This window comes from Saccharopolyspora sp. NPDC047091, from assembly GCF_040643635.1.
Lineage (GTDB): Bacteria > Actinomycetota > Actinomycetes > Mycobacteriales > Pseudonocardiaceae > Saccharopolyspora_C.
Map to the genome: position 1 here is coordinate 62,881 of NZ_JBEYUS010000003.1, position 22,941 is coordinate 85,821.

The 22,941-nt window shown below is 72.0% G+C and carries 21 protein-coding genes; 14 read left to right on the forward strand and 7 right to left on the reverse strand.

The window, feature by feature from the left end; genetic code table 11:
- Positions 1 to 60: 60 nt before the first annotated feature.
- The 8 genes from ABZ805_RS02590 (at position 61) to ABZ805_RS02625 (ending at position 8,195) form a co-directional block, all read left to right on the forward strand.
- Entirely contained in the window at positions 61 to 525 is a 465-nt protein-coding gene (locus ABZ805_RS02590; protein ID WP_358433200.1) for a YbaB/EbfC family nucleoid-associated protein, read from the forward strand.
- 2 nt (positions 526 to 527) lie between these two features.
- Positions 528 to 842 carry a type VII secretion target gene (locus tag ABZ805_RS02595; protein WP_358433203.1) on the forward strand — a complete coding sequence of 105 codons (315 nt, stop codon included), beginning with the start codon at positions 528 to 530 and terminating at the stop codon, positions 840 to 842.
- The gene (locus ABZ805_RS02600) at positions 839 to 1,540 is read left to right on the forward strand and encodes a hypothetical protein (protein ID WP_358433205.1); all 702 of its coding nucleotides are present in this window, start codon (positions 839 to 841) and stop codon (positions 1,538 to 1,540) included. Before ABZ805_RS02595 ends, ABZ805_RS02600 begins: the two co-directional genes overlap by 4 nt.
- A gap of 36 nt (positions 1,541 to 1,576) precedes the next feature.
- Complete coding sequence (locus tag ABZ805_RS02605; RefSeq protein WP_358433207.1) at positions 1,577 to 5,470, forward strand: DUF6531 domain-containing protein; 3,894 nt, start codon at positions 1,577 to 1,579, stop codon at positions 5,468 to 5,470.
- A 1-nt stretch (position 5,471) separates the two neighbouring features.
- Positions 5,472 to 6,233, forward strand: a complete 762-nt coding sequence (locus tag ABZ805_RS02610; protein WP_358433209.1) for a hypothetical protein — start codon at positions 5,472 to 5,474, stop codon at positions 6,231 to 6,233.
- A gap of 329 nt (positions 6,234 to 6,562) precedes the next feature.
- A complete protein-coding gene (locus tag ABZ805_RS02615) occupies positions 6,563 to 6,916 on the forward strand; it encodes a TraR/DksA C4-type zinc finger protein (protein WP_358433212.1) in 354 nt (117 codons plus the stop codon).
- A 335-nt stretch (positions 6,917 to 7,251) separates the two neighbouring features.
- Positions 7,252 to 7,677: a DUF6194 family protein gene (locus tag ABZ805_RS02620; protein WP_358433214.1), complete on the forward strand. Its 426-nt coding sequence runs from the start codon at positions 7,252 to 7,254 to the stop codon at positions 7,675 to 7,677.
- A gap of 116 nt (positions 7,678 to 7,793) precedes the next feature.
- Positions 7,794 to 8,195 (forward strand): hypothetical protein, encoded by a 402-nt coding sequence (locus tag ABZ805_RS02625; RefSeq protein WP_358433217.1) that lies wholly within the window; start codon positions 7,794 to 7,796, stop codon positions 8,193 to 8,195.
- Here the strand turns inward: ABZ805_RS02625 and ABZ805_RS02630 are convergent.
- Both ABZ805_RS02630 and ABZ805_RS02635 read right to left on the reverse strand, forming a co-directional pair.
- Positions 8,192 to 8,974, reverse strand: coding sequence for an alpha/beta fold hydrolase (locus ABZ805_RS02630; protein WP_358433219.1), 783 nt, complete (start codon positions 8,972 to 8,974; stop codon positions 8,192 to 8,194). The genes ABZ805_RS02625 and ABZ805_RS02630 overlap by 4 nt on opposite strands.
- A 300-nt stretch (positions 8,975 to 9,274) precedes the next feature.
- The gene (locus tag ABZ805_RS02635) at positions 9,275 to 9,679 is read right to left on the reverse strand and encodes a cold shock domain-containing protein (RefSeq protein ID WP_358433222.1); all 405 of its coding nucleotides are present in this window, start codon (positions 9,677 to 9,679) and stop codon (positions 9,275 to 9,277) included.
- A 329-nt stretch (positions 9,680 to 10,008) separates the two neighbouring features.
- Between ABZ805_RS02635 and ABZ805_RS02640 the strand changes: the two genes are divergently transcribed.
- Together ABZ805_RS02640 and ABZ805_RS02645 are read left to right on the forward strand one after the other, a co-directional pair.
- Complete coding sequence (locus ABZ805_RS02640) at positions 10,009 to 10,437, forward strand: MarR family transcriptional regulator (RefSeq protein WP_358433517.1); 429 nt, start codon at positions 10,009 to 10,011, stop codon at positions 10,435 to 10,437.
- 97 nt (positions 10,438 to 10,534) lie between these two features.
- Complete coding sequence (locus ABZ805_RS02645) at positions 10,535 to 11,995, forward strand: aldehyde dehydrogenase family protein (RefSeq protein WP_358433225.1); 1,461 nt, start codon at positions 10,535 to 10,537, stop codon at positions 11,993 to 11,995.
- Between the two features lie 46 nt (positions 11,996 to 12,041).
- Here the strand turns inward: ABZ805_RS02645 and ABZ805_RS02650 are convergent, their stop codons facing one another.
- Together ABZ805_RS02650 and ABZ805_RS02655 are read right to left on the reverse strand one after the other, a co-directional pair.
- Positions 12,042 to 13,529 (reverse strand): long-chain fatty acid--CoA ligase, encoded by a 1,488-nt coding sequence (locus ABZ805_RS02650; RefSeq protein WP_358433228.1) that lies wholly within the window; start codon positions 13,527 to 13,529, stop codon positions 12,042 to 12,044.
- Between the two features lie 66 nt (positions 13,530 to 13,595).
- On the reverse strand, positions 13,596 to 14,465 hold the full coding sequence (locus ABZ805_RS02655) for a p-hydroxycinnamoyl CoA hydratase/lyase (RefSeq protein WP_358433231.1): 870 nt from the start codon (positions 14,463 to 14,465) through the stop codon (positions 13,596 to 13,598).
- A gap of 354 nt (positions 14,466 to 14,819) precedes the next feature.
- Between ABZ805_RS02655 and ABZ805_RS02660 the strand changes: the two genes are divergently transcribed.
- Positions 14,820 to 16,598, forward strand: a complete 1,779-nt coding sequence (locus ABZ805_RS02660; protein ID WP_358433233.1) for an FAD-dependent monooxygenase — start codon at positions 14,820 to 14,822, stop codon at positions 16,596 to 16,598.
- 68 nt (positions 16,599 to 16,666) lie between these two features.
- On the opposite strand, the gene ABZ805_RS02665 is transcribed toward ABZ805_RS02660, so the two are convergent.
- Both ABZ805_RS02665 and ABZ805_RS02670 read right to left on the reverse strand, forming a co-directional pair.
- Entirely contained in the window at positions 16,667 to 17,197 is a 531-nt protein-coding gene (locus tag ABZ805_RS02665; protein ID WP_358433236.1) for a hypothetical protein, read from the reverse strand.
- Between the two features lie 276 nt (positions 17,198 to 17,473).
- On the reverse strand, positions 17,474 to 18,193 hold the full coding sequence (locus tag ABZ805_RS02670; RefSeq protein ID WP_358433238.1) for a TetR/AcrR family transcriptional regulator C-terminal domain-containing protein: 720 nt from the start codon (positions 18,191 to 18,193) through the stop codon (positions 17,474 to 17,476).
- 50 nt (positions 18,194 to 18,243) lie between these two features.
- Between ABZ805_RS02670 and ABZ805_RS02675 the strand changes: the two genes are divergently transcribed.
- A complete protein-coding gene (locus ABZ805_RS02675) occupies positions 18,244 to 19,794 on the forward strand; it encodes an FAD-dependent monooxygenase (protein ID WP_358433241.1) in 1,551 nt (516 codons plus the stop codon).
- Positions 19,795 to 19,867: 73 nt separating this feature from the next.
- On the opposite strand, the gene ABZ805_RS02680 is transcribed toward ABZ805_RS02675, so the two are convergent.
- Complete coding sequence (locus tag ABZ805_RS02680; protein WP_358433244.1) at positions 19,868 to 20,995, reverse strand: NDMA-dependent alcohol dehydrogenase; 1,128 nt, start codon at positions 20,993 to 20,995, stop codon at positions 19,868 to 19,870.
- 421 nt (positions 20,996 to 21,416) lie between these two features.
- Between ABZ805_RS02680 and ABZ805_RS02685 the strand changes: the two genes are divergently transcribed.
- Positions 21,417 to 22,058: a carbonic anhydrase gene (locus ABZ805_RS02685; protein WP_358433247.1), complete on the forward strand. Its 642-nt coding sequence runs from the start codon at positions 21,417 to 21,419 to the stop codon at positions 22,056 to 22,058.
- 92 nt (positions 22,059 to 22,150) lie between these two features.
- The gene (locus ABZ805_RS02690) at positions 22,151 to 22,912 is read left to right on the forward strand and encodes an MBL fold metallo-hydrolase (RefSeq protein ID WP_358433250.1); all 762 of its coding nucleotides are present in this window, start codon (positions 22,151 to 22,153) and stop codon (positions 22,910 to 22,912) included.
- The last annotated feature ends 29 nt before the right edge of the window (positions 22,913 to 22,941 follow it).

A 22,941-nucleotide genomic window follows, 5' to 3' on the forward strand; every position in this document is an offset into this window, starting at 1 on the left:
TCGGCGAGCGGTGTCGAACGTGTCCGGAGGAGTGGCCGTGGCGATCGGAGTGGTCCAGCGATGAACGAGGACGTCCTCGACCCCGACGCCGCCCGCGAACGGCTCGCCGCGTGGCGGCAGCGCGCCGAGCAGGTCGCCGCGAACACGCAGGCGATGAGCGAGCGGATCGGCGAGATCCGGGTGACCGCGGGCGATCCGCAGGGCCTGGCGCAGGTCACCGTCGACTCCACCGGGTCGATGGTGGACCTGCGCTTGACCGACGAGATCAAGCGCAAGTCCCCGGACGTCGTGTCCCGGGCGGTGCTCGCCGCCCTCGCGGCCGCGCGCAACCAGGCGGCGGATCGCTCGCAGGAGATCGTCACCGACACCCTCGGCGCGGATTCCGCCGCCGGGCGGGAGATCGCGCAGCGGCTCGGCGACCGGCTGCGCAGCGGACCGGACCCGGCCGAGCCCGCCGAGCGGCCCGCCCGGCCCCCGCGCGACGACTACGACGACTACGACGTGACGAAGGACTTCCGGAGCTGACCATGGGGGACGGGTTCGGCGTTGAGGCCGATCAGTTGCGCGCGCACGCGCAGAAGATCGAGGCGATCCAGGCGCGGTTCGGGGCGGTGAAGTCGGCGAGCGCGAACATCGCGCAGGACGACCAGGCCTACGGCGTGCTGTGCTCCTGGATCCCCGCCGTGCTGGAGGGTCGGCACACCCAGCAGGACGAGCTGCTCGCGTTCGTGGAGGAGAACCTCGCGCAGGCCGCGCAGGCGCTGCGCGACACCGCCGAGGACTACGACCGCCGCGAAGCCGAGACCGGGGACGACCTGCGGGCCGCCGGAGGTGGCCTGTGAGCGACGATTCCCTGGTCGCGCCGGTCGAATCGACGCAGAAGGCGTGGACCGGGGCGAGCACCGCCGACAGCATCGAGGGCCTGGTCACCTCGATCCAGAGCGGCGACTGGACCAGCGGAGTGCTGTCGGGCGTCGGAGTCGGCCTGGAGGTCGCCTCCGCCGTGCTCGACCCGTTCGGCACCTTGCTGTCCAACGGCCTGGGCTGGGCGATGGAGCACTTCGAGCCCTTGCGGGAAATGCTCGACGAACTCACCGGCATGCCCGACGTCGTCGCCTCCCACGCCGGCACGTGGACGAACATGGCCGCGGAACTGGCCTCGATGTCCGAAGACCTGAAGGCGGACCTGGAACGCGACCTGCCCGGCTGGGAAGGGGAGGCCGCCGACGCCTACCGCGACATGATGGGCGCGAACGTGGACGCGGTCGGCGGCCTCGGCGCCACCTCCGCCGCGATGGCCGCCGCGACCGAGGGCGCCGGCGGCCTGGTCCAGATGACCCGCGACATGGTGCGGGACCTGATCGCGGACCTGGTGGCGCGGGTCATCGTGTGGGCGGCCGAGGCGATCTTCGTGGTGACCATCCCGGTCGTGGCCGCGCAGATCGCGTCCGCCGTGGTCAAGTGGGTCGGGAAGATCACCGGCTACATCGGCGACCTGATCGACAGCTTGACCAACCTCACCAAGCTCATCGACGGCTGACCGGGATTCGCACCGGACCTACGTTAAGGCGGGATTGTGGCCAGGAGACCTCGCGGTGGGAACGGCGATGGCGGTGGTGATGCGCCGAGCAGGCCGTCGCAGCGGCACGGGAACATCGACGCGAGCAGCAGCGTCTCCGGCGCGCAGGACAGCATCCGGCAGACGGCGCAGGCCGGGCGGCCGGGGGGCTCCGGCCCGGCGTCCACCGGCAGCGCCAGCGCACCGCCGTCGAGCAACGGGCACCAGACCGGCCCGGACCTCGGCGGTTCCGGCCCGGACAGCACCAAGCCGTCCGGCGCCGACACGCCCGGCGGTCCGAGCGGAACATCGCCGTCCGGCCGCACCGGCTCCCCCGGCGACTCGTCGATCCAGGGCAACAACCGCGGTGCCGACGCCGAACGCGTGCCGGACAAGGACAAGAACACCTGCGGCGACCCGATCGACGTGGCCAGCGGCGACATGGTGCTCGCGCAGACCGACGTGGAGCTGGCGGGCGTGCTGCCGCTGGTGCTGCACCGGACGCACCTGTCGTCGTACCGCGTGGGGCGGCACTTCGGCCCGAGCTGGTCGTCCACAGTGGACCAGCGGCTGGAGGTCGACGGGAACGAGGTGTCGCTCGCCGCCGACGACGGCACGCTGCTGTTCTACCCGCTGCCCGCCGACGACTCGCCGGTGCTGCCGCGCACCGGCCCGCGCCGCGCCCTGACCCGCACCGCGGACGGATTCACGATCACCGACGTCGAGCAGGGCCGCACGCTGCACTTCGGCGTCGGCGTCGGGCGCGCGGTGCTGCCGCTGCTGGCGATCACCGACCGCAACGGGCACCGCATCGACTTCGACCGCGACGCGGCCGGAACTCCGCTGGAGATCCGGCACAGCGGCGGCTACCGCATCCGCGTCGACTCCGAGGACGGCCTGATCACCGCGCTGCACCTGCGGGAGGCGGCCGACGGCGACGACCTCCAGCTGGTGCGCTACGGCTACACCGGCCGCAGGCTCACCGAGGTCACCAACGCCTCCGGCACGCCGCTGACGTTCACCTACGACGACACGGGCCGGATCACGAGCTGGACCGACCGCAACGGCGCCTGGTACCGCTACGGCTACGACCACGAAGGCCGCGTCGTGCAGGCCGACGGCTCCGGTGGTTTCTTCAGCGGCACCATGTCCTACGAGGACGGGGTGACGAGCTGGACGAACTCGCTGGGGCAGCGGACCACCTACCACCTCAACGAACGCGGCCAGACGATCCGCGAAGTGAACCCCGCGGGGCACGAGGTCCGCTCCGAGTGGGACGAGTTCGACCGGCTGCTGTCGCGGACCGATCCGCTCGGGCGCACCGTGCGCTACGAGTACGACGAGATCGGCAACCTGCTGGCCGCGACCCGCCCCGACGGTTCGCAGACCCGCTTCGAATACAACGAGCTGCGGCTGCCGACCACGGTGATCGCCCCGGACGGCACGGTGTCCCGCCGCGAGTACGACGAGCGCGGCAACCTGACGCGGCTGCTCGACCCGCTGGGCGCGGCGACGACCTACACCTACGACGAGCACGGCCACCTCACCGCGATCACCGATGCGCTGGGCGGAGTGCGCCGCATCGAAACGGACGCGGCCGGGCTGCCGCTGTCGATCATCGACGCCGCGGGGGCGACGACCCGGTACGAGCGGGACGGTTTCGGCCGGGCGTCGGCCGTGGTCGATCCGCTCGGCGGCACGACCCGGTTCGGCTGGACCATCGACGGCGAACCCGCGTGGCGCACCTTGCCGGACGGCGCCACGGAGCGGTGGCTCTACGACGGCGAAGGCAACCTCCGCACCCACGTCGACGCGCTCGGCCAGGCCACCCACACCGAAGTCACCCACTTCGACCTGCCCTCGGCGGAAGTGCGGCCCGACGGCACCCGGCTGGAGTTCGGCTACGACACCGAACTGCGGCTGACCAGCGTCACCAACGAGCAGGGGCTCGTCTGGCGCTACGACTACGACGAAGCCGGGAACCTCGTGCGCGAGACCGACTTCAACGGCCGCCAGGTCGGCTACCGGCACGACGCGGCCGGGCAGCTGCTGGAACGCACCAACGGCGTCGGCGAGACCACCACGTTCGTGCGCAACGTCCTCGGCGACGTCATCGAACGCCGCACCCCCGGCGCCACGACGACGTTCACCTACGACCTGGCCGGGCGACTCGCCGAGGCGATGGACTCCGACACCCAGATCCGCTTCCAGCGCGACGCCGCCGGGCGGGTGCTGGCGGAGAGCGTCAACGGACGCACCGTGCACTCCGCCTACGACGCGCTCGGTCGGCGCGTGCGGCGGAGGACGCCGTCCGGCGCGGAGAGCACCTGGGAGTTCAACACCGCCCACCAGCCCACCGCGCTGCACGCGGGCGGCCGGACGCTGCGCTTCGACTACGACGCCGCCGGGCACGAGACCTCCCGCGCGCTCGGCGCGAACGCCGTGCTCACCCAGCACTGGGACGCCAACCACCAGCTGCTGGCGCAGCACATCACCGGAGCCACCGGGCACCAGGTCCAGCAGCGCTCCTACCGCTACCGGGCAGACGGCCTGCTGACCGGCGTCGACGACACGCTCACCGGCCCCCGCACCTTCGAACTCGACCGCGCGGGCCGCGTCACCACCGTGCAGGCCGGCGGCTGGACCGAGCGCTACACCTACGACGCCGCCGGGAACGTCACCGATGCGGCGTGGCCGGTGCCCGCGGGTTCGCCCGACGCCGACGCCGTCGGAGACCGCGAGTACTCCGGCACGCTCGTGCGCCGGGCCGGTTCGGTGCGCTACGAGCACGACGACCAAGGCCGCATGATCCTGCGCCAGCGCCGGCGGTTGTCGCACAAGCCCGACACCTGGCGGTACTTCTGGGACGCCGACGACCGGCTGACCGGAGTGCTCACCCCCGACGGCTCGCGCTGGCGCTACCGCTACGACCCGCTGGGCCGCCGCGTCGCCAAGCAGCGCCTCGGCCCGGGCGACCGGGTGCTGGAACAGGTCGACTTCACCTGGGACGGCGTGGTGCTCGCCGAACAGGCCCGCAGCGGTGGAGCCGGTCCCGGTGGCGTCGGCGGCCCGGAGTTCGCCGACCTGCACGTGACGGTCTGGGACTACGAACCCGGCTCGTTCCGCCCGCTGGCCCAGCGGGAACGCGCGCCGTTGCGTCATGCGCCGCAGCAGTGGGTGGACCAGCAGTTCTACTCGATCGTCACGGACCTGGTCGGCTCTCCGGCGGAGCTGATCAACGATCAGGGTGGCGTGGCCTGGTTCCACCGGACCACGCTGTGGGGCCGCACCCTCGACCACAGCCGCACGGGCGCGTACACGCCGCTGCGCTTCCCCGGCCAGTACGCCGACCCGGAAACCGGCCTCAACTACAACTTCCACCGCCACTACGACCCGGCTACGGGGCGGTACGGGAGCATCGACCCGCTCGGGTTGGCGGCAGGGCCGAACCCGCACAGGTACGTCGAGAACCCGCACGAAGCCATGGATCCGCTTGGCCTAGCGGTCGACTGCAAGAAGGCTGGCAAGCGCGCGGATAAAATCAGTTCGAACGCGGAGCAAGGGACCGTTCGCCGTGCACCCAACTACCACGGCAGGCTTTCCGCGGAGCTGGAGCAACAGATTCTGGCTAGACCGGATGCTGTCTACGCTTCAACCGGAACGGGCAACCGATTCATCTTTCGGGGAGACGGAGATGTTGTCATCACAGAAGGCAGTGGTGCTCGAACTGGTCAGGTCGTGACCAGCTACGGCCCCTCAGGGCCACGAGGGGAAAGCGGGGCTAGCATTTACGGTGGAGAGCCGAGCGATCCAGGAATTCCGATCACGCACGAGGCGCTTGTGAACGGTAGCGTTCCACGACCTGATGGAGGAACGCTGGCTCCTGCTATCCAGATTCGTCCGGGGAGCTGACATGCTAATACTTCCAGGTGATGCCACGAATTCCATCGAGTTTCGGCTAGAGGGGCCGTTGCCTCAGTTGCCGAAGTTCTTTGTTTCCAGTCTTTCCGTTTCAGTGGGGCCGTATTATTCTGCGAGTGAACATGAGTCCCATTTCCTTGAAACTGCTGGGAGTGGGCAATGGTATCCGGGTGAAGGAGACGAGGTTCGCTTCGATCCGTCGACCGGAGTCTTGTCGAGCCTGATCCTCAGGTTGCCGGATAACAATTCTGCGGAAGGTTATTGCTGGAGCGGCAGCTCCGCTTCGCGGAGTTCCCAGGCTGATCTCTCGATTCCAGCTGAAGGGCGGGTATGTAATATGCCTTCTGCTTCCCTTCGTTGCATATCTCCCTCTGGTGATCTATTGGCGGGCTTGTGGCGGACTTCTCTCGAGTTCAAGAGTATTGATCAAGAACTGGTCGTCACTCCTTCGCTTTCCTTGGTTGCTTCGCGCGGAAGTGTCGTAGGCTGGTCGTTGTCCAATCCGGAGCGGTATATTGCTGATAGTTTTGAGTCGACCCCTGACGAGGGGCCTGATTCGACGCTGGCGAATGTTTTGGCCCGTTACCTCTCTTTGGTGGATGAGGCCGCTGCTGATCAAATGCTTGATGGGGATACCTTTATTCGGTCGGAGTTGCTTCGGATGATAGAAGATCTGGATGTCAGACAAGGCGCTGCAGGCCGAAGGTTGATATTGATCGATGCCATACAGGAGTTGCTTGATTTCTACTACTGAACATTGCGGAGAAAAATATCTTGATGTCCTCTCGAGCCGTCTAGGAATCATTGAGGTTTCGGCGGATCTCGGTTTCGGTGCGGGACTCGAAGGGATCGGCGGGGCCGGTCTTGCGCATCGATGTGTCCGCGTTCGCGGAGGCGGCGAAGCAGGGTTGCTTTGACCGGCATGATCGGAGTCGGGTGATTCGTGCGCCTGGAGTCCGCCTCGGTTTCCGAACGCCCCGACTCAGTCCGCCGGACTTCCCCCGGGAAAACAGGTGGTACGTGCCGGAGCCGCCCGGCTGCCGGTAGCGGAATGCCGTCCGTGTCGGAGGCGTTGCGCCGGGCGTGGCTGAATGGGATGCGGCTGCGGCCCTGTCCGAGGCCCGGGCCGAGGTGGAAGCCCGGATCGGCGCGTTGCGGCGGCAGCTGGGGGAGATCCGGGAGGTGTCGTCGTGGACCGGCGCCGATGACGAGCACGACCCGGAGGGGCAGACGATCGCGTTCGAGCGCGCCCAGGTGCAGGGGTTGCTCGACGACGCCCGGCGCGAGCTGGTGGAGCTGGACCGGGCGGCCGTGCGCGTCGAGGACGGCACCTACGGCTGCTGCGAGCGCTGCGGTGCCCCCATCGGCGACGAACGCCTCGCGGCCCTGCCCGCCGCCGCAACCTGCATCGGCTGCGCCTCCCGGGCGAGGAAGTAGCAGCGGATCGGGTTCGGTCGCGGCGACGGCGCGTATTCCACGGCAGGTGAGTGGCCCATTCGACCAACCGCGTTGGGCGGGTGGGCCACTCACCTGGAGGGGTCGTCGGGTGAGTAGGCCACTCGCCCAGTGCGGTGGGGCCGGTGGGCCACTCACCTGGGCCCGGCGGCGTCGTGGCCGGGCTCGCGGGTGAGGCGGGCGGTGGAACCTCGGCGGCCGCGTCGTGTCGAGTCGTGCGCGGTTCGTCGCTGGAATCGTTGCGAGCACAGGAGAGTTCGGTGATCCGCATCACTTGATCCGCACATTCCGCGGCGATGATGTGCTGTGTTGGCGGCATGGAATTCGACGAGATCCGTGCCGTGCTGGCCGGTTTCCCGGGGGCGAAGTTGCTGGCGGCGAACGGGGATCTGTTCGCCGTGCACGACCCGGACGGCGACTACGACGAGAACCCGACGTTCCCGTGGGCGACGCTGGTGACCTCGGACGCGTACGACTCGGCGTCGGAACTGGACCGGCCGGGCGTGCACCGGCTCAACATCGGGTTGCCGAAGGCGCGCTTCCGCGAACTGGTCGACGTCGACGCCGCGCACGACCTCACCGCGCTGGACGTGCTGCTGCCGCACCCGGTGTACGCGGGGCAGCACTGGCTGTGCGTGCTCAACCCGGACCGGACCTGGCCGGTGGTGCGGGGGCTGCTGGGCGAGGCGCACGAGTTCGCGGTCCGCAAGCACGCCAACATCGCGCGCCGCCGGGAGCGGTGAACGTTCGGCCGGGGCGGGGTGGCCGATCGGCCGAGGCCCGTGGACCGTCGGCTGCGGCAGGCTGATCCGCCGAGGGGGCCGGAACCGCGCGGCCCGCCGCCCGCTGGAGGATTCCCGTGCTGCGCAAGAGCTTCCGCACCGCCCTCGTCGTGCTCCTCGCCGGGGCGCTGCTGGTGGTGCTGGCGGTGGTCCTCATCGGACCGTCGTCGATCTCCTTGCACGAGCGGGTGCTGCACGAGGAGCGATCCCAGGATGCGGGGATCACCTACGAGTATGGCGGCGGGCGCTACTCCAGCGACCTGCGGTTGCTGCGGGTCGTGCGGCCCACCGGGGTGGTGCACGAGCTGCGCCTCGGACCGAACGCCACGGACTACTACTACCCGGTGGTGCTCGAACTCGGTGCCGGCCGGGAACCGCGGGTCCGCGCGGTGGACTGGCTGCCGGACCGGGTGGTGGTCCGGTTCGAATCGGGCGAGTCGCTGGACGTTCCCGCCGACAACTTCCGCAGCGTGCGTTAGGAACCCGCGGCGAGGAAGTCGCGCACCAGCCCGGACGCCGCCACGCGGAACTCGTCGAAGTAGGCGTGCCGCGCGCCGGGCAGCACGTGCAGGGTCGCGTCCGGGATGCGCTGCGCCAGCAGTTCCGCGTTGACGACCGGGGCCAGCAGGTCCTCGTCGCCGTGCAGCACGAGGGTCGGTGCCGCGATCTCCGGCAGCCGGTCCCACGCGTCGTGCCGCGCGCTGACCCGCAGGTGCCGCCGGGTGGCGGCGGCCGTCATGGTCGGGTCGCCGAGCACGGTGCTCTCCTCCGGTGAGCCGGTCCACGCGTCGGTGTACATCAGCTCGAACAGCGCGCGCCGCCGCTCCGCGGAATCCGGGTTCAGCAGCGAGCGCCGCACCTGCTGGTCCCGTTCCACGGCGTGCTCCCCGCCGGGCGTGGTGCAGCCGAGCACCAGGCGATCCACCAGCTCGGGCCGGTCGATGGCGAGCCACTGCGCGATCCGGCCGCCCATCGACGTGCCGTACACGTGCGCGCGGGAGAACCCGGCCGCCTGCACCACGGCGGCGGCGTCGGCGGCGAACGAGCGGGTCGTCCAGTCCGCATCCGCCGCGGTGCTGGACCCGGTTCCCCGGTAGTCGAAGGTGATCGTCCGGTAGACGTCCTCGAAGTCGGTGCGTACCCCGTCCCACCACCGCTGCGAGTTCGCCTGCCCCTGCAACAGGAGCAGTGCCGGTCCGTCGGGGTTCCCGCCGAGCCGGTAGTGCAGGCGGGCGTCGGCGAAGTCGAGTTCGGGCATGTCCGCAGTATCGTCCCCGGCTCGGCCGAAGCCGACGGTGGCCCGCGCGCGCCCGACGTCCGGGGTGCCGCGCACCGCGAGCCGCGCGGGGCCCCGGGCCGGCGGCGGAGTGCGGAAGTTCCCGATCCCGCGCGACTTCCCGGATTCTCCGCGCCGCTGCGGCGGGCGTCTTCCGGGCCGGGCTCGGTCAGCGGGCCGGGCCACCACTCGCGCAGGCGCTCGTCGAGGCCGGGCAGCGCCGTTGCTCCCGTCCGGCCCGAGGTGCCGGGCCGTTCCTCGGGGACACGGGCGGCGGTGGGGTCAGGCCTCGATCCAGTTGTGCCTGCGCGCGATGTCGGTCAGCTTGCGCCGCACCTGGACGATCTGCGCGGCCGTGAGGGTGGGGACGGCTTCGAGCAGCGCCTCGGTGAGTTCGGTGCGGAACTCCGGCACCGACAGCACGTCGCACAACCCGTCGTCCTCCTGCTCGCGGCGCGGGCCGCGGGGTTCGGCGTCGGTCGCCGCCTCCAGCAGCCGCACCTGCGAGGCCTTGAGCCCGCGGTCGCCCGCTTCGATCGCGAACTCGACGCGGGCACCCGGGCGGAACAGCTGCTTGGAGTCCTGGATGTCGTTCGCGTGCACGAAGACGTCCTCACCGCCGTCGTCGGGCGCGAGGAAGCCGTAGCCGCGATCGTCGTCGAACCGGACTACCTTGCCGTTCACCATCGAGTGGACCCCCGGGAGTCGAGAACTGAGCGGATCTGCTGCGGATCGCATAGTAATGACGAGGGCGCGAGCGGCGGGAACCGGCTCCGCCGATCGGCCGCCGCGGATGGTCCTGGTGGCAGCAGCGGGACCGTATCAGTCCACAGTAGACTTACGAGCGTGAGACGCGATCACTGATGATCAGCATTGCTGATTCGATATCAGGGTTCTCGATCGTGCGGGCGCCGCTGGACCCGCGCCGCGGAGGTGAGATCATGGCGCGCGTGAGCACCCGAGCAGAGCACTCCGGGCCGGCCGAGTCGGCCGACGCCGAGACCCCGCGTCCGCCGTTGACGTTGTACCTGGTCAAGCGCCTGGAGCTGGTGATCCGCGCACTGCTCGACGACGTGCTGCGCCCGCTCGGGCTCACCACGCTGCAGTACACCGCGCTGAGCGTGCTGCAGAACAAGGGCGCGCTGTCCTCGGCGCAGCTCGCGCGCCGCTCGTTCCTGCGGCCGCAGACCATGCACGAAATGGTGCTGACGCTGGAGAAGCGCGGGTTGATCACGCGCGGGCCGGGCGCGAGCAACAGGCGCGTGCTGCTGGCATCGCTCACCCAGTCCGGTTCGGATCTGCTGGCGACGTGCGCCCCTGCGGTGCAGGAGCTGGAGGACGAGTTGCTGGCCGACCTCAGCCCGGGGCAGCGCGAGACGTTCCGGGAAGGGCTGGAGCACGGCATCAGCGCGCTCGCGGCGGTGTCCGAGGTGCGCCGCTCCTGAGGCTGCGCGGGAGGTTGCGCCGACCGCGTCTTGTTCCGCGCGCTGCCGTGGTGGACGATCAGGAAACCTGACTGTCAAAGTGGACGGGAGTGGGATCATGGCACTGCTGCACGACGCGGACTGGACCGGCCGGATCTTCACCGGCGGCTGGACCACCGGCACCGGAGGGGAGCCGCGGCAGGCCGTCGAGCCCGCGACCGGCGACGTCCTCGGCGAAGTCGGCCAGGCCGGGCCGCGGGACGCCGCCGAAGCCGCGAGCCGCGCCGCCGCGGCCCAGCGCGACTGGGCCGCCGCCTCCCCGTTCGACCGCGCCGCGGTGCTGACCCGCGCCGCCGCCCTGTTCGAACGGCACGCCGCCGAGATCGGCGACTGGATCGTGCGCGAATCCGGCTCCACCCGGTTCAAGACCGGCATCGAGACCGCCGCCGCCACCGCCGAGTGCACCGAGGCCGCCGCGCTGGCCACCGCCCCGCACGGCGAACTGCTGCACTCGCCGATGCCGCGGGTCAGCGTGCAGCGCCGGGTGCCCGCCGGCGTCGTCACCGTCATCTCCCCGTTCAACTTCCCGCTGATCCTGTCCATCCGCTCCGTCGCGCCCGCGCTGGCGCTCGGCAACGCGGTGCTGCTCAAGCCCGACCCGCGCACCGCGGTCTGCGGCGGCGTCGTGATCGCTCGGATCTTCGAGGAAGCGGGGCTGCCACCCGGAGTGCTGCAGCTGCTGCCCGGGGGTGTGGACGTCGGCAGCGCCCTGATCGACGCGCCGGAAGTGCGGATCGTGTCGTTCACCGGGTCCACCCCGGCCGGCCGGGCGATCGGGGCGCAGGCCGCGCGCACCTTCACCCGCACCCACCTGGAGCTCGGCGGCAACAGCGCGCTCGTCGTGCTCGGCGACGTCGACGTGCCCGCGGCCGCCTCCTGCGGCGCGTTCGGGAACTTCATCCACTCCGGACAGGTGTGCATGGCGATCGGCAGGCACCTGGTGCACGAATCCGTCTACCCGGAGTACGTCGAAGCGCTCGCCGCGAAGGCCGACGCGCTGCGGGTCGGCGACGGCTACCGGGAGGACGTGCAGCTCGGGCCGATCATCGACCGCGGGCAGCTGGACCACGCCCAGGACCTGGTGCGGCGCAGCGCCGACTCCGGCGCGCGGCTCGTCGCGGGCGGCACGCACGAGGGGCTGTTCCACCGGCCCACGGTCCTCGCCGACTGCACCGACGACACGCCCGCCTACGCCGCCGAGGTGTTCGGGCCGGTGGCCTGCGTGCGCCCGTTCGCCGACGTGGACGAGGCGGTGGCGCTCGCCGCGGACAGCGAGTTCGGGTTGAGCCTCGGCGTGCTCGGCAACGACCTGGGCGAGGCGATGGCCCTCGCGGACCGGATCCCGTCCGGGCAGGTGCACATCAACGACCAGACGTTCAACGACGACGCCGGGGCTCCCTTCGGCGGTGTCGGCGCGTCCGGCTCGTCCCGGGTCGGCGGTGCGCGCGCCAACAGCGAGGCGTTCACCGAGACCCAGTGGCTCACCCTCCGCCGCCAGGCACCCGGCTACCCGTTCTGATCGGTCGGCCGGTCCGTTCGTCCCGGAGCGCGGGTGGACGGGCCGGTCAGCCGCCGTGCAGCTCGCGGACCTCCGCCTTGCGGATCTTGCCGGAGCCGGTGGTGGGCAGCGCGGCGGCGAAGCGCACCGAGCGCGGGACCTTGTACCCGGCGAGCCTGCCGCGCAGGTGCGCCAGCAGCTCCTCCGCGTCGACCGATGCGCCGTCCTCGGGGACGACCACGGCGCGGCCGACCTCGCCCCACCGCGCGTCCGGCACCCCGATCACCGCGCAGGCCGCGACGCCGGGGAAGCCGTGGATCTCGTTCTCCACCTCGGCCGGGTGCACGTTCTCCCCGCCGGAGATGAACATGTCCTTGATCCGGTCCACGATCCGCACGTAGCCGTCTCCGTCCACAGTGGCCACATCGCCGGAGTGGAACCAGCCGTCCCGCAGCACTTCGGCGGTCTCCGCGGGCAGTCCCCAGTACCCGGGCATCACGTTCGGCCCGCTCACCACGACCTCGCCGCGCTCGCCCGGCGCGACCTCGGTGCCGTCACCGTCGACGACGCGCACGTCGGTGAAGAACGACGGCACCCCGGCCGAGCCGATCTTGCCGGTCGCGTGCTCGCGGTCCAGCAGCAGCGCGCCGGGCGCGGCCTCGGTCATGCCGTAGCCCTGCACGAAGCTCAGTCCCCGCGCCAGGTACCGCTCGATCGTCCGGGTCGGCACCGGAGCTCCGCCGCACAGCAGCGTGCGCACGCGGGACAGGTCGGTCGCCGCCCACCGCTCGTGCGCGGCGAGCGCGTCGTACATGGCGGGCACCCCGAACATCAGCGTGATCCCGCCGCCGTCGACCGCGGCCAGCACCGCGCCCGGGTCGAACGCGGAGTGCAGCACCACCGTGCCGCCCTTGAGCAGCGTCGGCAGGCACACCATGCCGAGCGCGGCGGCGTGGAACAGGGGAGCGGTGACCAGCGCGCGCTCGTCGGCGGCCAGATCGGTCTCCACCAGCACGTTGACGCAGTTCCAGGTGAGGTTCCCGTGCGTGAGCACCACGCCCTTCGGGCGCCCGGTGGAACCGGAGGTGTACATGATCAGGCACGGGTCGTCCGGGTGCACCGGCTGGTCCACCCGGTCCGGTTCGCCCGCCAGCTGCACGCGGCCGGCGGGATCGACCGGAACGCGGCGGGCATCGGTGGCGAGCGCCGCGGCGGTGGCGGCGTGCTCGGCGGTGTGCACCAGCAGCACCGGCGCCGCGTCGGCGAGCACCACGTCCAGTTCCGGTGCGGTGAGCCGGAAGTTCAGCGGTACGAACACCGCGCCGATCCGGCCGCAGGCGAACAGGACCTCCAGGTACGCCGGATGGTTCGGCCCCAGGTAGGCCACCCGGTCGCCTTGCCGGACGCCGGCGCGGCGCAGCCCGTGCGCGAGCCGCCGCACCTGCTCGGCGAGTTCGGCGTAGCTGGTGGCGCGATCGCCGTGGCGCAGGGCGATGCGGTGCGGTGTCATCCTGGCCCGCCGATCGGGCCAGGAGCCGAGCCCCTGGTTTCGCAACGGTGCACCTTTCGCCGAGCGCCCGCCGGGCGCGTCAGGAGGATCTCGCGCCACGGCGGGCGAGTGCTACCTGCTGGAGTCGAACGAGCCCAGGCCCGGGCGGTGGGTCTTCTCGTCCAGGAACCTGCTCAGTCCTTGCGCGCGCGCCCCGGCCTGGTCGGCGAACTGGGACTGGTCGAGCTTGGCGTAGAGGTAGTCCTCGGACTGGTCCCACGGCATGTCCGCGGCGACCTTGTAGCCGACCTTCGCGGCGTGCAGCACCACCTGGTTCATCCCGGCGAGCTTGATCGCGAGTTCCCGGGTCCGCTCCCGCAGCCGTTCGGCGGGCACCGCTTCGTTGACCAGTCGCATCCGCGCGGCCTCGGTGCCGTCGAAGGGCTCGCCGGTGAGGATGTGGTAGAGCGCGTCGCGCTGGCTGACGGTGGCGGCGAGCGCCCTGCTGACGACGCCACCGGGCGGAATTCCCCAGTTCACCTCGGAAAGGCCGAACTTGGCCCGCTCGTCGGCGATGGCGAGGTCGCAGGCGACGAGCGGGGTGAAGGCGCCGCCGAAGCACCAGCCGTTGACCATCGCGATGGTCGGCTTGATCCAGTGCGCGAGCCGCTTCCACTGCCATTCGGCGCTGGCGCGGCGGACCTTGGTCTGCACGGCGGTGCTGCCGGTGGCGTCGACCTCGCGGAAGTACTCCTTGAGGTCCATGCCCGCGGAGAACGACTCACCGGCACCGGTCAGCACCAGCACCCGGCAGCGGTCGTCGCCTTCGAGGTGGTCGAGCACGCGGACCATCTCGTCGTTGAGCGCCGGGTTCATCGCGTTGCGCTTGTCCGGGCGGTTGAGCGTCACCCAGGCGATGCCCTCGTCGAACTCCACCAGGACGGTGTCGCCCCACGGTTCGGGTGCTCCGGGCCGCTGTTCGTGGTCCACCGCTGCGCTCATCCGCCACCTCACATGAATCAGGGTTCCTGATTAAGGTGTAGCAGCGCGGCGGAGCGGCGGTCAAGGTCGGCTCCGGCCTGCGCCGTGGTCAGGATCACGCTCGCGGGTCGGTGGCGCGGGTCCGCGGCCGCGATCGCGTCGTTTCGTGCAGAAATTGCTTTCCCGGAAGATGTCCGAATCGGGTCCACAATGGACATTCGGCCGCCGGTCGCCGCCGAGGCCTTGATCGACTGCCGGGCTGCGGCTGTAATCAGCCGCGAACTCGGGCCGCCGCACCGGCCCGGCGACCCCGGCCCCGCCGGGATCGCGCCCAGGTGCGGACACGCGTGCCCGCGCCCAGCGCTAAGGAAGCAGATGACGGTTCCCGACCAGCAGGCGGCCACCCGGCCGGACCCGGTGCAGACCGAGGTGCTCATCATCGGATCCGGCCCCGCGGGCGCGTCCGCGGCGCTGTTCCTGTCCACCCTCGGCGTGGACAACGTGATGGTCACCAAGCACCGGTGGACCGCGAACACCCCGCGCGCCCACATCACCAACCAGCGCACCATGGAGATCTTCCGCGACGTCGGCGTCGAGGAGCAGGTGATCGCCGAAGCCACGCCGCACGAGCTCATGGGCGACACCGTCTTCTGCACCGCCATCGCCGGGGAGGAGCTCGGCCGCATCCGCACCTGGGGCACCCATCCCGCGCGGCACGCCGACTACGAGCTCGCCTCCCCGTCGTGGAACTGCGACATCCCGCAGACCTACCTCGAACCGATCCTGGTCGAGAACGCCACCAAACGCGGGACCCAGACCCGGTTCGCCACCGAGTACCTGTCGCTGCGGCAGGACGCCGACGGCGTCACCGCGCGCGTCCGCGACCGGTTCACCGGCCAGGAGTACGACATCCGGGCGAAGTACCTGATCGGCGCCGACGGCGCGCGGTCCCGGGTCGCCGCCGACGTCGAGCTGCCGATGCGCGGCGAGCTCGACATCGCCGGGTCGCTGAACATCACCTTCACCGCCGACCTCGCCGAGCACGTCGCGCACCGCCCCTCGGTCCTGTACTGGGTGGTGCAGCCCGGCACCAACGTCGGCGGCATCGGCACCGGCGCGGTGCGGATGGTCCGGCCCTGGAACGAGTGGATGATCGTCAGCGGCTACGACGTGCGCGGCGAACCACCGGTGCTCGACGAGGCGGGTGCCACCGCCATCGTGCGCAAGCTGCTCGGGCTGCCCGAACTGGACGTCGAGATCACCGGAACCTCGTTGTGGGGCAACAACGAGCAGTACGCGACCCGGTTGCAGTCCGGCCGGGTGTTCTGCGCCGGGGACTCGGTGCACAAGCACCCGCCGAGCAACGGCCTCGGCTCCAACACCTCCGTGCAGGACTCCTACAACCTCGCCTGGAAGCTCGCCGCCGTGCTGCGCGGGCAAGCGGGGGAGCGGCTGCTGGACAGCTACACGGCCGAGCGCGCCCCCGTCGCCGAGCAGATCGTGCTGCGCGCCAACAAGTCCGGTCGCGAGTTCGCGCAGTTCTTCGAAGCGCTCGACATCGCCGAGCCCGGCCCGGAGGAGCAGCTGCTCGCCAACATGGAGCAGCGCAAGGACGCCACCCCGGACGGCGCCGCCAAGCGCGCGGCGCTGCAGCGCGCGATGGAGGTCAAGGACTACGAGTTCAACGCGCACGGCGTCGAGATGGGCCAGTTCTACGAATCCGGCGCCGTGGTCTCGGACGGTTCCACCCGGCCCGAGCCGGACCGCGATCCCGAGCTGTACTACCAGCCCTCGACCGTTCCCGGCTCGCGGCTGCCGCACGCGTGGGTCGGGGATCGCTCCCGCCGGTACTCCACCCACGACCTCGCGCCCGCCACCCGCTTCACGCTGCTCACCGGCATCACCGGGCAGGCGTGGAAGGACGCCGCGGACAAGGTCGGGCACGAACTGGGCGTGCCGGTCGAGGCGGTGGTGATCGGGCCGGGCCGCGAGGTCACCGACCTGTACTTCGACTGGGCGCGGCTGCGGGAGGTCGACGAGGACGGGGTGCTGCTGGTGCGGCCGGACAAGCACATCGGCTGGCGCGCGCACCGGTTGCCCGCCGATCCGGAGGCGGCGCTGCGCGACGCGCTGCGCGCCATCCTCGCCCGGTGAGCGCTCGTCCCGGCTGAGCGGGGCGCGGGAACCCGGTTCGCGCCGGATTCCCGCGCCACCGCGGGGAATCACTCCTGCATGGACTTGGCGAGCTCGCCCGCGATGCGCAGGTCCAGCCCCAGCTGCTCGCGCAGCAGCCGCACCACTTCGAGCTCCGCCTTGTGCTCGATCAGCGGCCGCAACCGCTCCGCCAGCTGCGGTTCGCGCTCGCGCAGGTCCCGTACCACCTCGGCGTAGCTCGTGGGGTGCTCGTGCTCGGCGAGCCGGTCCACCAGCAGCTTGCCCTGCAGCAGCGACACCGCGGGGATCGCTTCGCGCAGCACCTTCACCGCCTGCACCCGGTCGTCGGCGCGCACCAGCTCCCGCACCGCCTGCTGGATGTCCGCGGCCACCGGAATCGCCCACAGCAGCTCGCGCTGGCGCGGGGCGCTGAAGCCCTGCCGCCACCGCAGCCACTTGCTCAGCAGCACGAGCACCAGGGCGATTCCCAGCAGCACCAGCACGAGCACGAACACGACGCGCATCGGATCGGTCGGCGCGGCCTGCGCGACCGCGGGCGGCGCACCGGCGACGGCGCCGGACGCGAGGAAGATCGGCATGATCCGGATCATGCCCGAGCGCGTTCCACGGCGGCGGAACGGGTCCCGCCCGCTGGTCCGATCGCGCCGGGGTTCGACGACCGGACGGGGGAGCGCGGCGCCGTTGGACCGGGTGCGGCCGTTCCTCCCGGCTCGCGGTCGCCGAGCCGAGCGCTGCGCATGCCGCGGGCTCGCGGCGGTCTTCTCGCCCGGATGGTGTCATCTCCCTTGGTGGAATCGGGAAATCGGCCCCGGAGCGCGGAGGTCCCGGCTCCGTCGCAGCGCGAGCTGAGAGCGTCAGCGGTGCCCGAGTCCGTTGATGAGCAGGGTGATCGTGAAGTCGAACCGGTCGTGCCCGGCCCCGCCGGTGAGCTCCGCGGCGTGCCGCGTGGTGTGCGGGAAGTCCGCGGCGGGCAGCGCGGTGAGCCTGCGCCGCAGCTCCTCCCGGTCCAGCACCCACGCGGCGTCCTCGTGCACGGCCTTGCGCTGCGCGATCGACCTCTCCAAGCAGTAGGCCGCCACGTACAGCACCAGCGCGTCGACGGCCCAGGCCGCGTCCTGCGGGGACGCGCCACCGGCGAGCGCGAGGGCCAGCAGGCCTTCGCCGACCCGCGCCACCTGGCGGTCGGTGGGGGCCGCGGCGAGCGCGGCGCGGGAGAGCCCCGGGTACTTCAGGTACTGGTCGCGCAGCTGGGCGCAGACATCGCGCAACTGGTCCCGCCACGCGTCCGGGGCGGGTTCGGGGAGTGCGATCTCGGCGCACAGCCGTCCGATGAGCAGCTCGTCCAGGTCGGCCTTGTTGACCACGTGGGCGTAGAGCGAGGCGGGTCCGGTGTCGAGCGCGGCCGCCACCCGCCGCATGGTCAGCGCTTCGTAGCCGTCCGCGGCGACCAGGCCGAGCGCGGTGTCGACGACCTGCTCCACGGTGATCGGGAGCGCGCGGCGCCGGGGTGCGGGATCGGTGCCGCCCGGCTCGGACGGCTGGTGGCGCGCCGCGCGCCGGTCTCTCGGGTTCACCCGGTCACCCTAGCTTGACGCGAACACCGTTCGTCCGTAGAACGGTGTTCGTGACTGAACCTGATGCGGACGTCGTGGTGGTCGGAGCCGGACCGGTGGGACTGGTGCTCGCCGCGGAACTGGCGCTCGCCGGAGCCGCGGTGCTGGTGCTGGAGCGGCGCACCGAACCGGACGAGGCGATGAAGGCCGCCGCCATCAACGTGCCCACCGCCGAAGCCCTCGACCGCCGCGGCCTGCTCCCCGCCGCCCGGCAGGTGCAGCGGGAGGTGCGCGCGCGGACCGGCGCCCCGGTGCTGAGCGGCGCGCGGTTCACCGGGCACTTCGCCGGCGTCGTCCTCGAACCCGACCTGGTGGACTGGACGAGTCCCGGGCTCGCCGCGCACCGCGCCGCCGCGGACACCTGGCTGGTGCCGCAGCGCGAACTGGAACGGCTGCTGGCCGACCACCTGGCACGGATCGGCGTGCCGGTGCGCCGCGGCGTCGAGGTCACCGAACTCGCGGACACCGGAGGCGAAGTGCTCCTCGGCACCACCGCCGGGCCGGTCCGGAGCCGGTGGGCCGTCGGGTGCGATGGTGGTCGGAGCACGGTCCGCCGCCTCGCCGGCATCGATTTCCCCGGCACCGACCCGGAATTCACCGGATACCTGGCCGTCGCCGACATCGCCGAGCCCGACCTGCTCGCCGAGGGGTGGACCTGGACCGACCGCGGCGTGTACCGGTGCGGCCCGCAGCCCGGGCGGATCACCACCGCCGAGTTCGACGGCGGCCCCGCCGACCGCACCGCGCCGGTCGAGCTCGCGGACGTGCAGTCCTGCCTGCGGCGGATCTCCGGCACCGACGTCACGCTCACCGCGCTGCACGGCCCGGCGACCCGCTGGAGCGACAACGCCCGGCAGGCCGCGACCTACCGCTCCGGCCGGGTCCTGCTGGCGGGCGACGCCGCGCACGTGCACCCGCCGTTCGGCGGGCAGGGGCTCAACCTCGGGGTCGGGGACGCGATGAACCTCGGCTGGAAGCTCGGCGCCGTCGTCGCCGGGTGGGCGCCGGACGGGCTGCTGGACGGCTACGACGCGGAACGCCGCCCGCTCGGCGCCCGGGTGCTGGACTGGACGCGGGCGCAGACCGGGATGCTGCGCGGCGACCCGAAGTCCGCCGCGCTCCGCGAGGTCGTCACCGCGCTGCTGCGCACCCGCGACGGCGCGACCTGGGCCGTGGAGCGCAGCTCCGGCGTCGCGCAGCGCGTCGAGCTGCCGGGCGAGCACCCGCTGCTCGGCCGGTTCGCCCCGGACCTGCCGCTGGCGGACGGGACGCGGCTGGTCGACCACGGGCACGACGGTGGGTTCCTGCTGCTCGACCGCACCGCGGACGGCGAGTTCGCCGGGTTCGCCGAGCCGTGGGCCGGGCGGGTGCGCGCGGTCCCGGACGCGCCCGGCCGACCGGCTGGGCCCGACGCACCGGCTGGGCCCGACGCACCGGACGCGCCCGGCCGGCCGGTCGGGGTGCTGGTGCGGCCCGACGGGATCGTCGCCTGGGCCGCGGACGCCGCCGGTGCGCCCGGTCTGCCGGAAGCGCTGCACCGGTGGGCGGGCGACCCGGCGTAGCGGGAGCGCCCCGGGGCACGACGGAGAACGGGCCTGCCGCACACGTGCGGCAGGCCCGGTGTCGTGCGGCGGCTCACCAGTCCGCGTCGGTGTAGCGGACCAGGCCGCGCAGGTTCTTGCCCTCCCGCATGTCCTCGTAGCCCTTGTTGATCTCGTCGAGCGAGTAGGTGCGGGTCACCAGCTCGTCCAGCTTCAACCGGCCCTGCCGGTACAGCTCCAGCAGCCGCGGCACCTGGGTGCGCGGGCTCGCCCCGCCGAAGATCGCGCCCTGGATGCGCTTCTGCAGCAGCGTCAGCTCGAACATGCCGATCTTCGCGTCGGTGGCGGTCATGTCGGCGAGCGCGGTCACCACCACCTGCCCGCCCTTGCCGGTGATCGCCAGCGCCTCGGCCAGCTGATCGCCCTGGAGCTCGCCGACGGTGAGGATCGTGGTGTGCGCCAGGCTGCCCCAGGTGATGTCCCGCAGCGGTTCCAGCGCCGCCGCCATCGAGGCGAAGGTGTGCGTGGCGCCGAACTCGACGGCCTTCTGCCGCTTGAACTCCACCGGGTCGACCGCGACCACGAACCGCGCGCCCGCGGCGGCGGCGCCCTGCACGGCGTTGATGCCGATGCCGCCCGCGCCGACGATCACCACGGTGTCGCCGGGGCGCGTCGCGCCGATCTCCGTCGCCGACCCCCAGCCGGTGGACACGCCGCAGCCCAGCAGCGCCGCGGTCTCCAGCGGGATGTCGTCCTCGATCCGGATGACGCTGGACTGGTTGACCGTCACGTACGGCGCGAACGTGCCCAGCAGGCACATCGGCGCCACCGGCCGCCCGCGGTGCGTCACCCGGTGGGTGCCGTCGGAGATGGCCTGCCCGGTGAGCAGCCCGGCGCCCTGGTCGCAGAGGTTCTGCATGCCCGCCGAGCACGGACGGCACACCCCGCAGGCCGGGATGAACCCGAGCACCGCGTGGTCGCCCTCCTGCAGGCCGGTGACCCCGGCGCCGACCTTGGTGACCACGCCCGCCCCTTCGTGGCCGCCGAGCACCGGGTAGAGCGGTACCGGCATCGCGTTGGTTCGCAGGTGTTCGTCGGAGTGGCAGAGGCCGGTCGCGGCGAGCCGCAGCTGCACCTCCCCGGCGACCGGATCGCCCACGTCGATCTCGTCGATGGCCCAGTCCTGGCCCGGTTCGTGGAGAAGGGCGGCCTTGGTCTGCACGATTCGTTCCTCCCGCGAGGCGTCGGCGGACAGCGCTGGCCCGCCGCAATGCGATGGCGTCGTCGGCATCGGGCCGGGCGCAGGACCCTGCGCGCCGCGGCCACGGGTGACCTGAATCTCATGCAGACCGTGTCATGGGTCGTAGCGGCAGGTCAACCGGGCGGCGCGGACTCCGCTGGGTGAGTGGAACCCCGTCGTGGCAGGCGGAATCCGCCCGTTCGGCGCATTGCTGATCCGCGATCGGATGTGCTGGCCGGACCGGAGCGGCGGATCGTGCGCTGGTCCGAACAGCGTATGGCCGGGGGACCGCCGGTCGCGCTCCGCAACCGGCCGGTGGCACTTCGTCCCGGCCGCGGCGAACCCGGCCGATCGTGATCGCGCCCACGGCTGCGGGCGCCTGACCTCGGGTAGCTTGCTGCACATGCCCTTCAACGACCCGGACTCCCCGGCCCAGGCCCTCGATCTGCTGATCCAGGGCAATGCCCGCTTCGTGGACGGGGAGCGGCTGCACCCGAACCAGGACGCCGACCACCGGGCCGCGCTGGCGCCCGGGCAGACGCCGTTCGCCGTGATGTTCGGCTGCTCCGACTCCCGGCTCGCCGCCGAGATCATCTTCGACCGCGGACTGGGTGACCTGTTCGTGGTGCGCACCGCGGGGCACGTCGCGGGCGCCGAGGCGCTCGGCAGCATCGAGTACGGCGTCGGCGTGCTCGGCGCGCCGCTCGTCGTGGTGCTCGGCCACGACTCGTGCGGTGCCGTCACCGCCGCGTCGCAGGCCTACGTCGACGGGAACTCGCCGACCGGGTTCGTGCGCGACGTGGTGGAGCGCGTCTACCCGAGCGTGCTCAGCGCCCGTGCCGCGGGCACCACCGAGATCGACGACATCGTGGACGAGCACATCCGCAAGACCTGCGACTTCCTGGTGGAGCGCTCGGCGGTGCTGGCCGCGAAGGTCGCGGACGGCAGCTGCGCCGTCGCCGGGCTGTCCTACCGGCTGCAGGAGGGCACGGTCCGGCTGGTGGCCGCGCACGGCGAACTCGGCGAGCACCTGGTCGTGAACTAGTACCGGCGGGGCGCCGGGCCGGAACCGGCGCCCCGACCGCGCTGTCCCGCCCGGACGCCGATGCGGCATGATCGTCCCGGGAGGGGATCCTGATGAGCGAGAGCCGCGTCGTGCAGGCCGCCGACGGCACGTACCTGGTCCACGGGAGCAGCAGCAACTGGGTGATCCTCGTCGAGGACGACTCGGTCACGCTGATCGACGGCGGCTACCCGGACGACGCCGACGCGGTGGAGGCCTCCGTCCGCGAAGTCGGCCACCGGATGCGGGACGTGGAAGCGGTGCTCGTCACCCACGCGCACGTCGACCACATCGGCTCGCTGCCGCACCTGGCCGTCAAGTACGGCATCCCGGTGTACCTGGACCGGGTGGAGGTCGCGCACGCCAAGCGCGAGTACCTGCAGCAGGTCTCGCCGAAGCAGATCCTCGCGAACGCGTGGCGGCCCGGCGTGCTGCCGTGGGCGGCGCACGTGGTGCGGGCCGGGGCGTTGAAGTCGTGCGCGGTCCCGACCGCCGAACCGTTCCCCCGCGAGGGCGCGCTGGACCTGCCGGGACGACCGGTGCCGGTGCCGACGCACGGCCACACCTCCGGGCACAGCGCCTTCCACCTGCCGCAGCGCGGGGTGGTGATCAGCGGGGACGCCGTGATCACCGCGCACCCCACCTCGCGGGCCGAGGGGCCGCAGATGCTGCTGCCGATGTTCCACCACGACGGTGCCCGGGCCCTGCAATCGCTGGACGCGCTGGAAGGCTTGGGCGCGGACGTCCTGCTCCCCGGGCACGGCCCGCTGCGCACCGGCTCGCTGAACAAGGCCCTCGGCGCGGCCCGGGAGAACGCCGCCCGCACCTTCCGCTGACCGCGACCCCAGGTGAATGGCCCATTCGC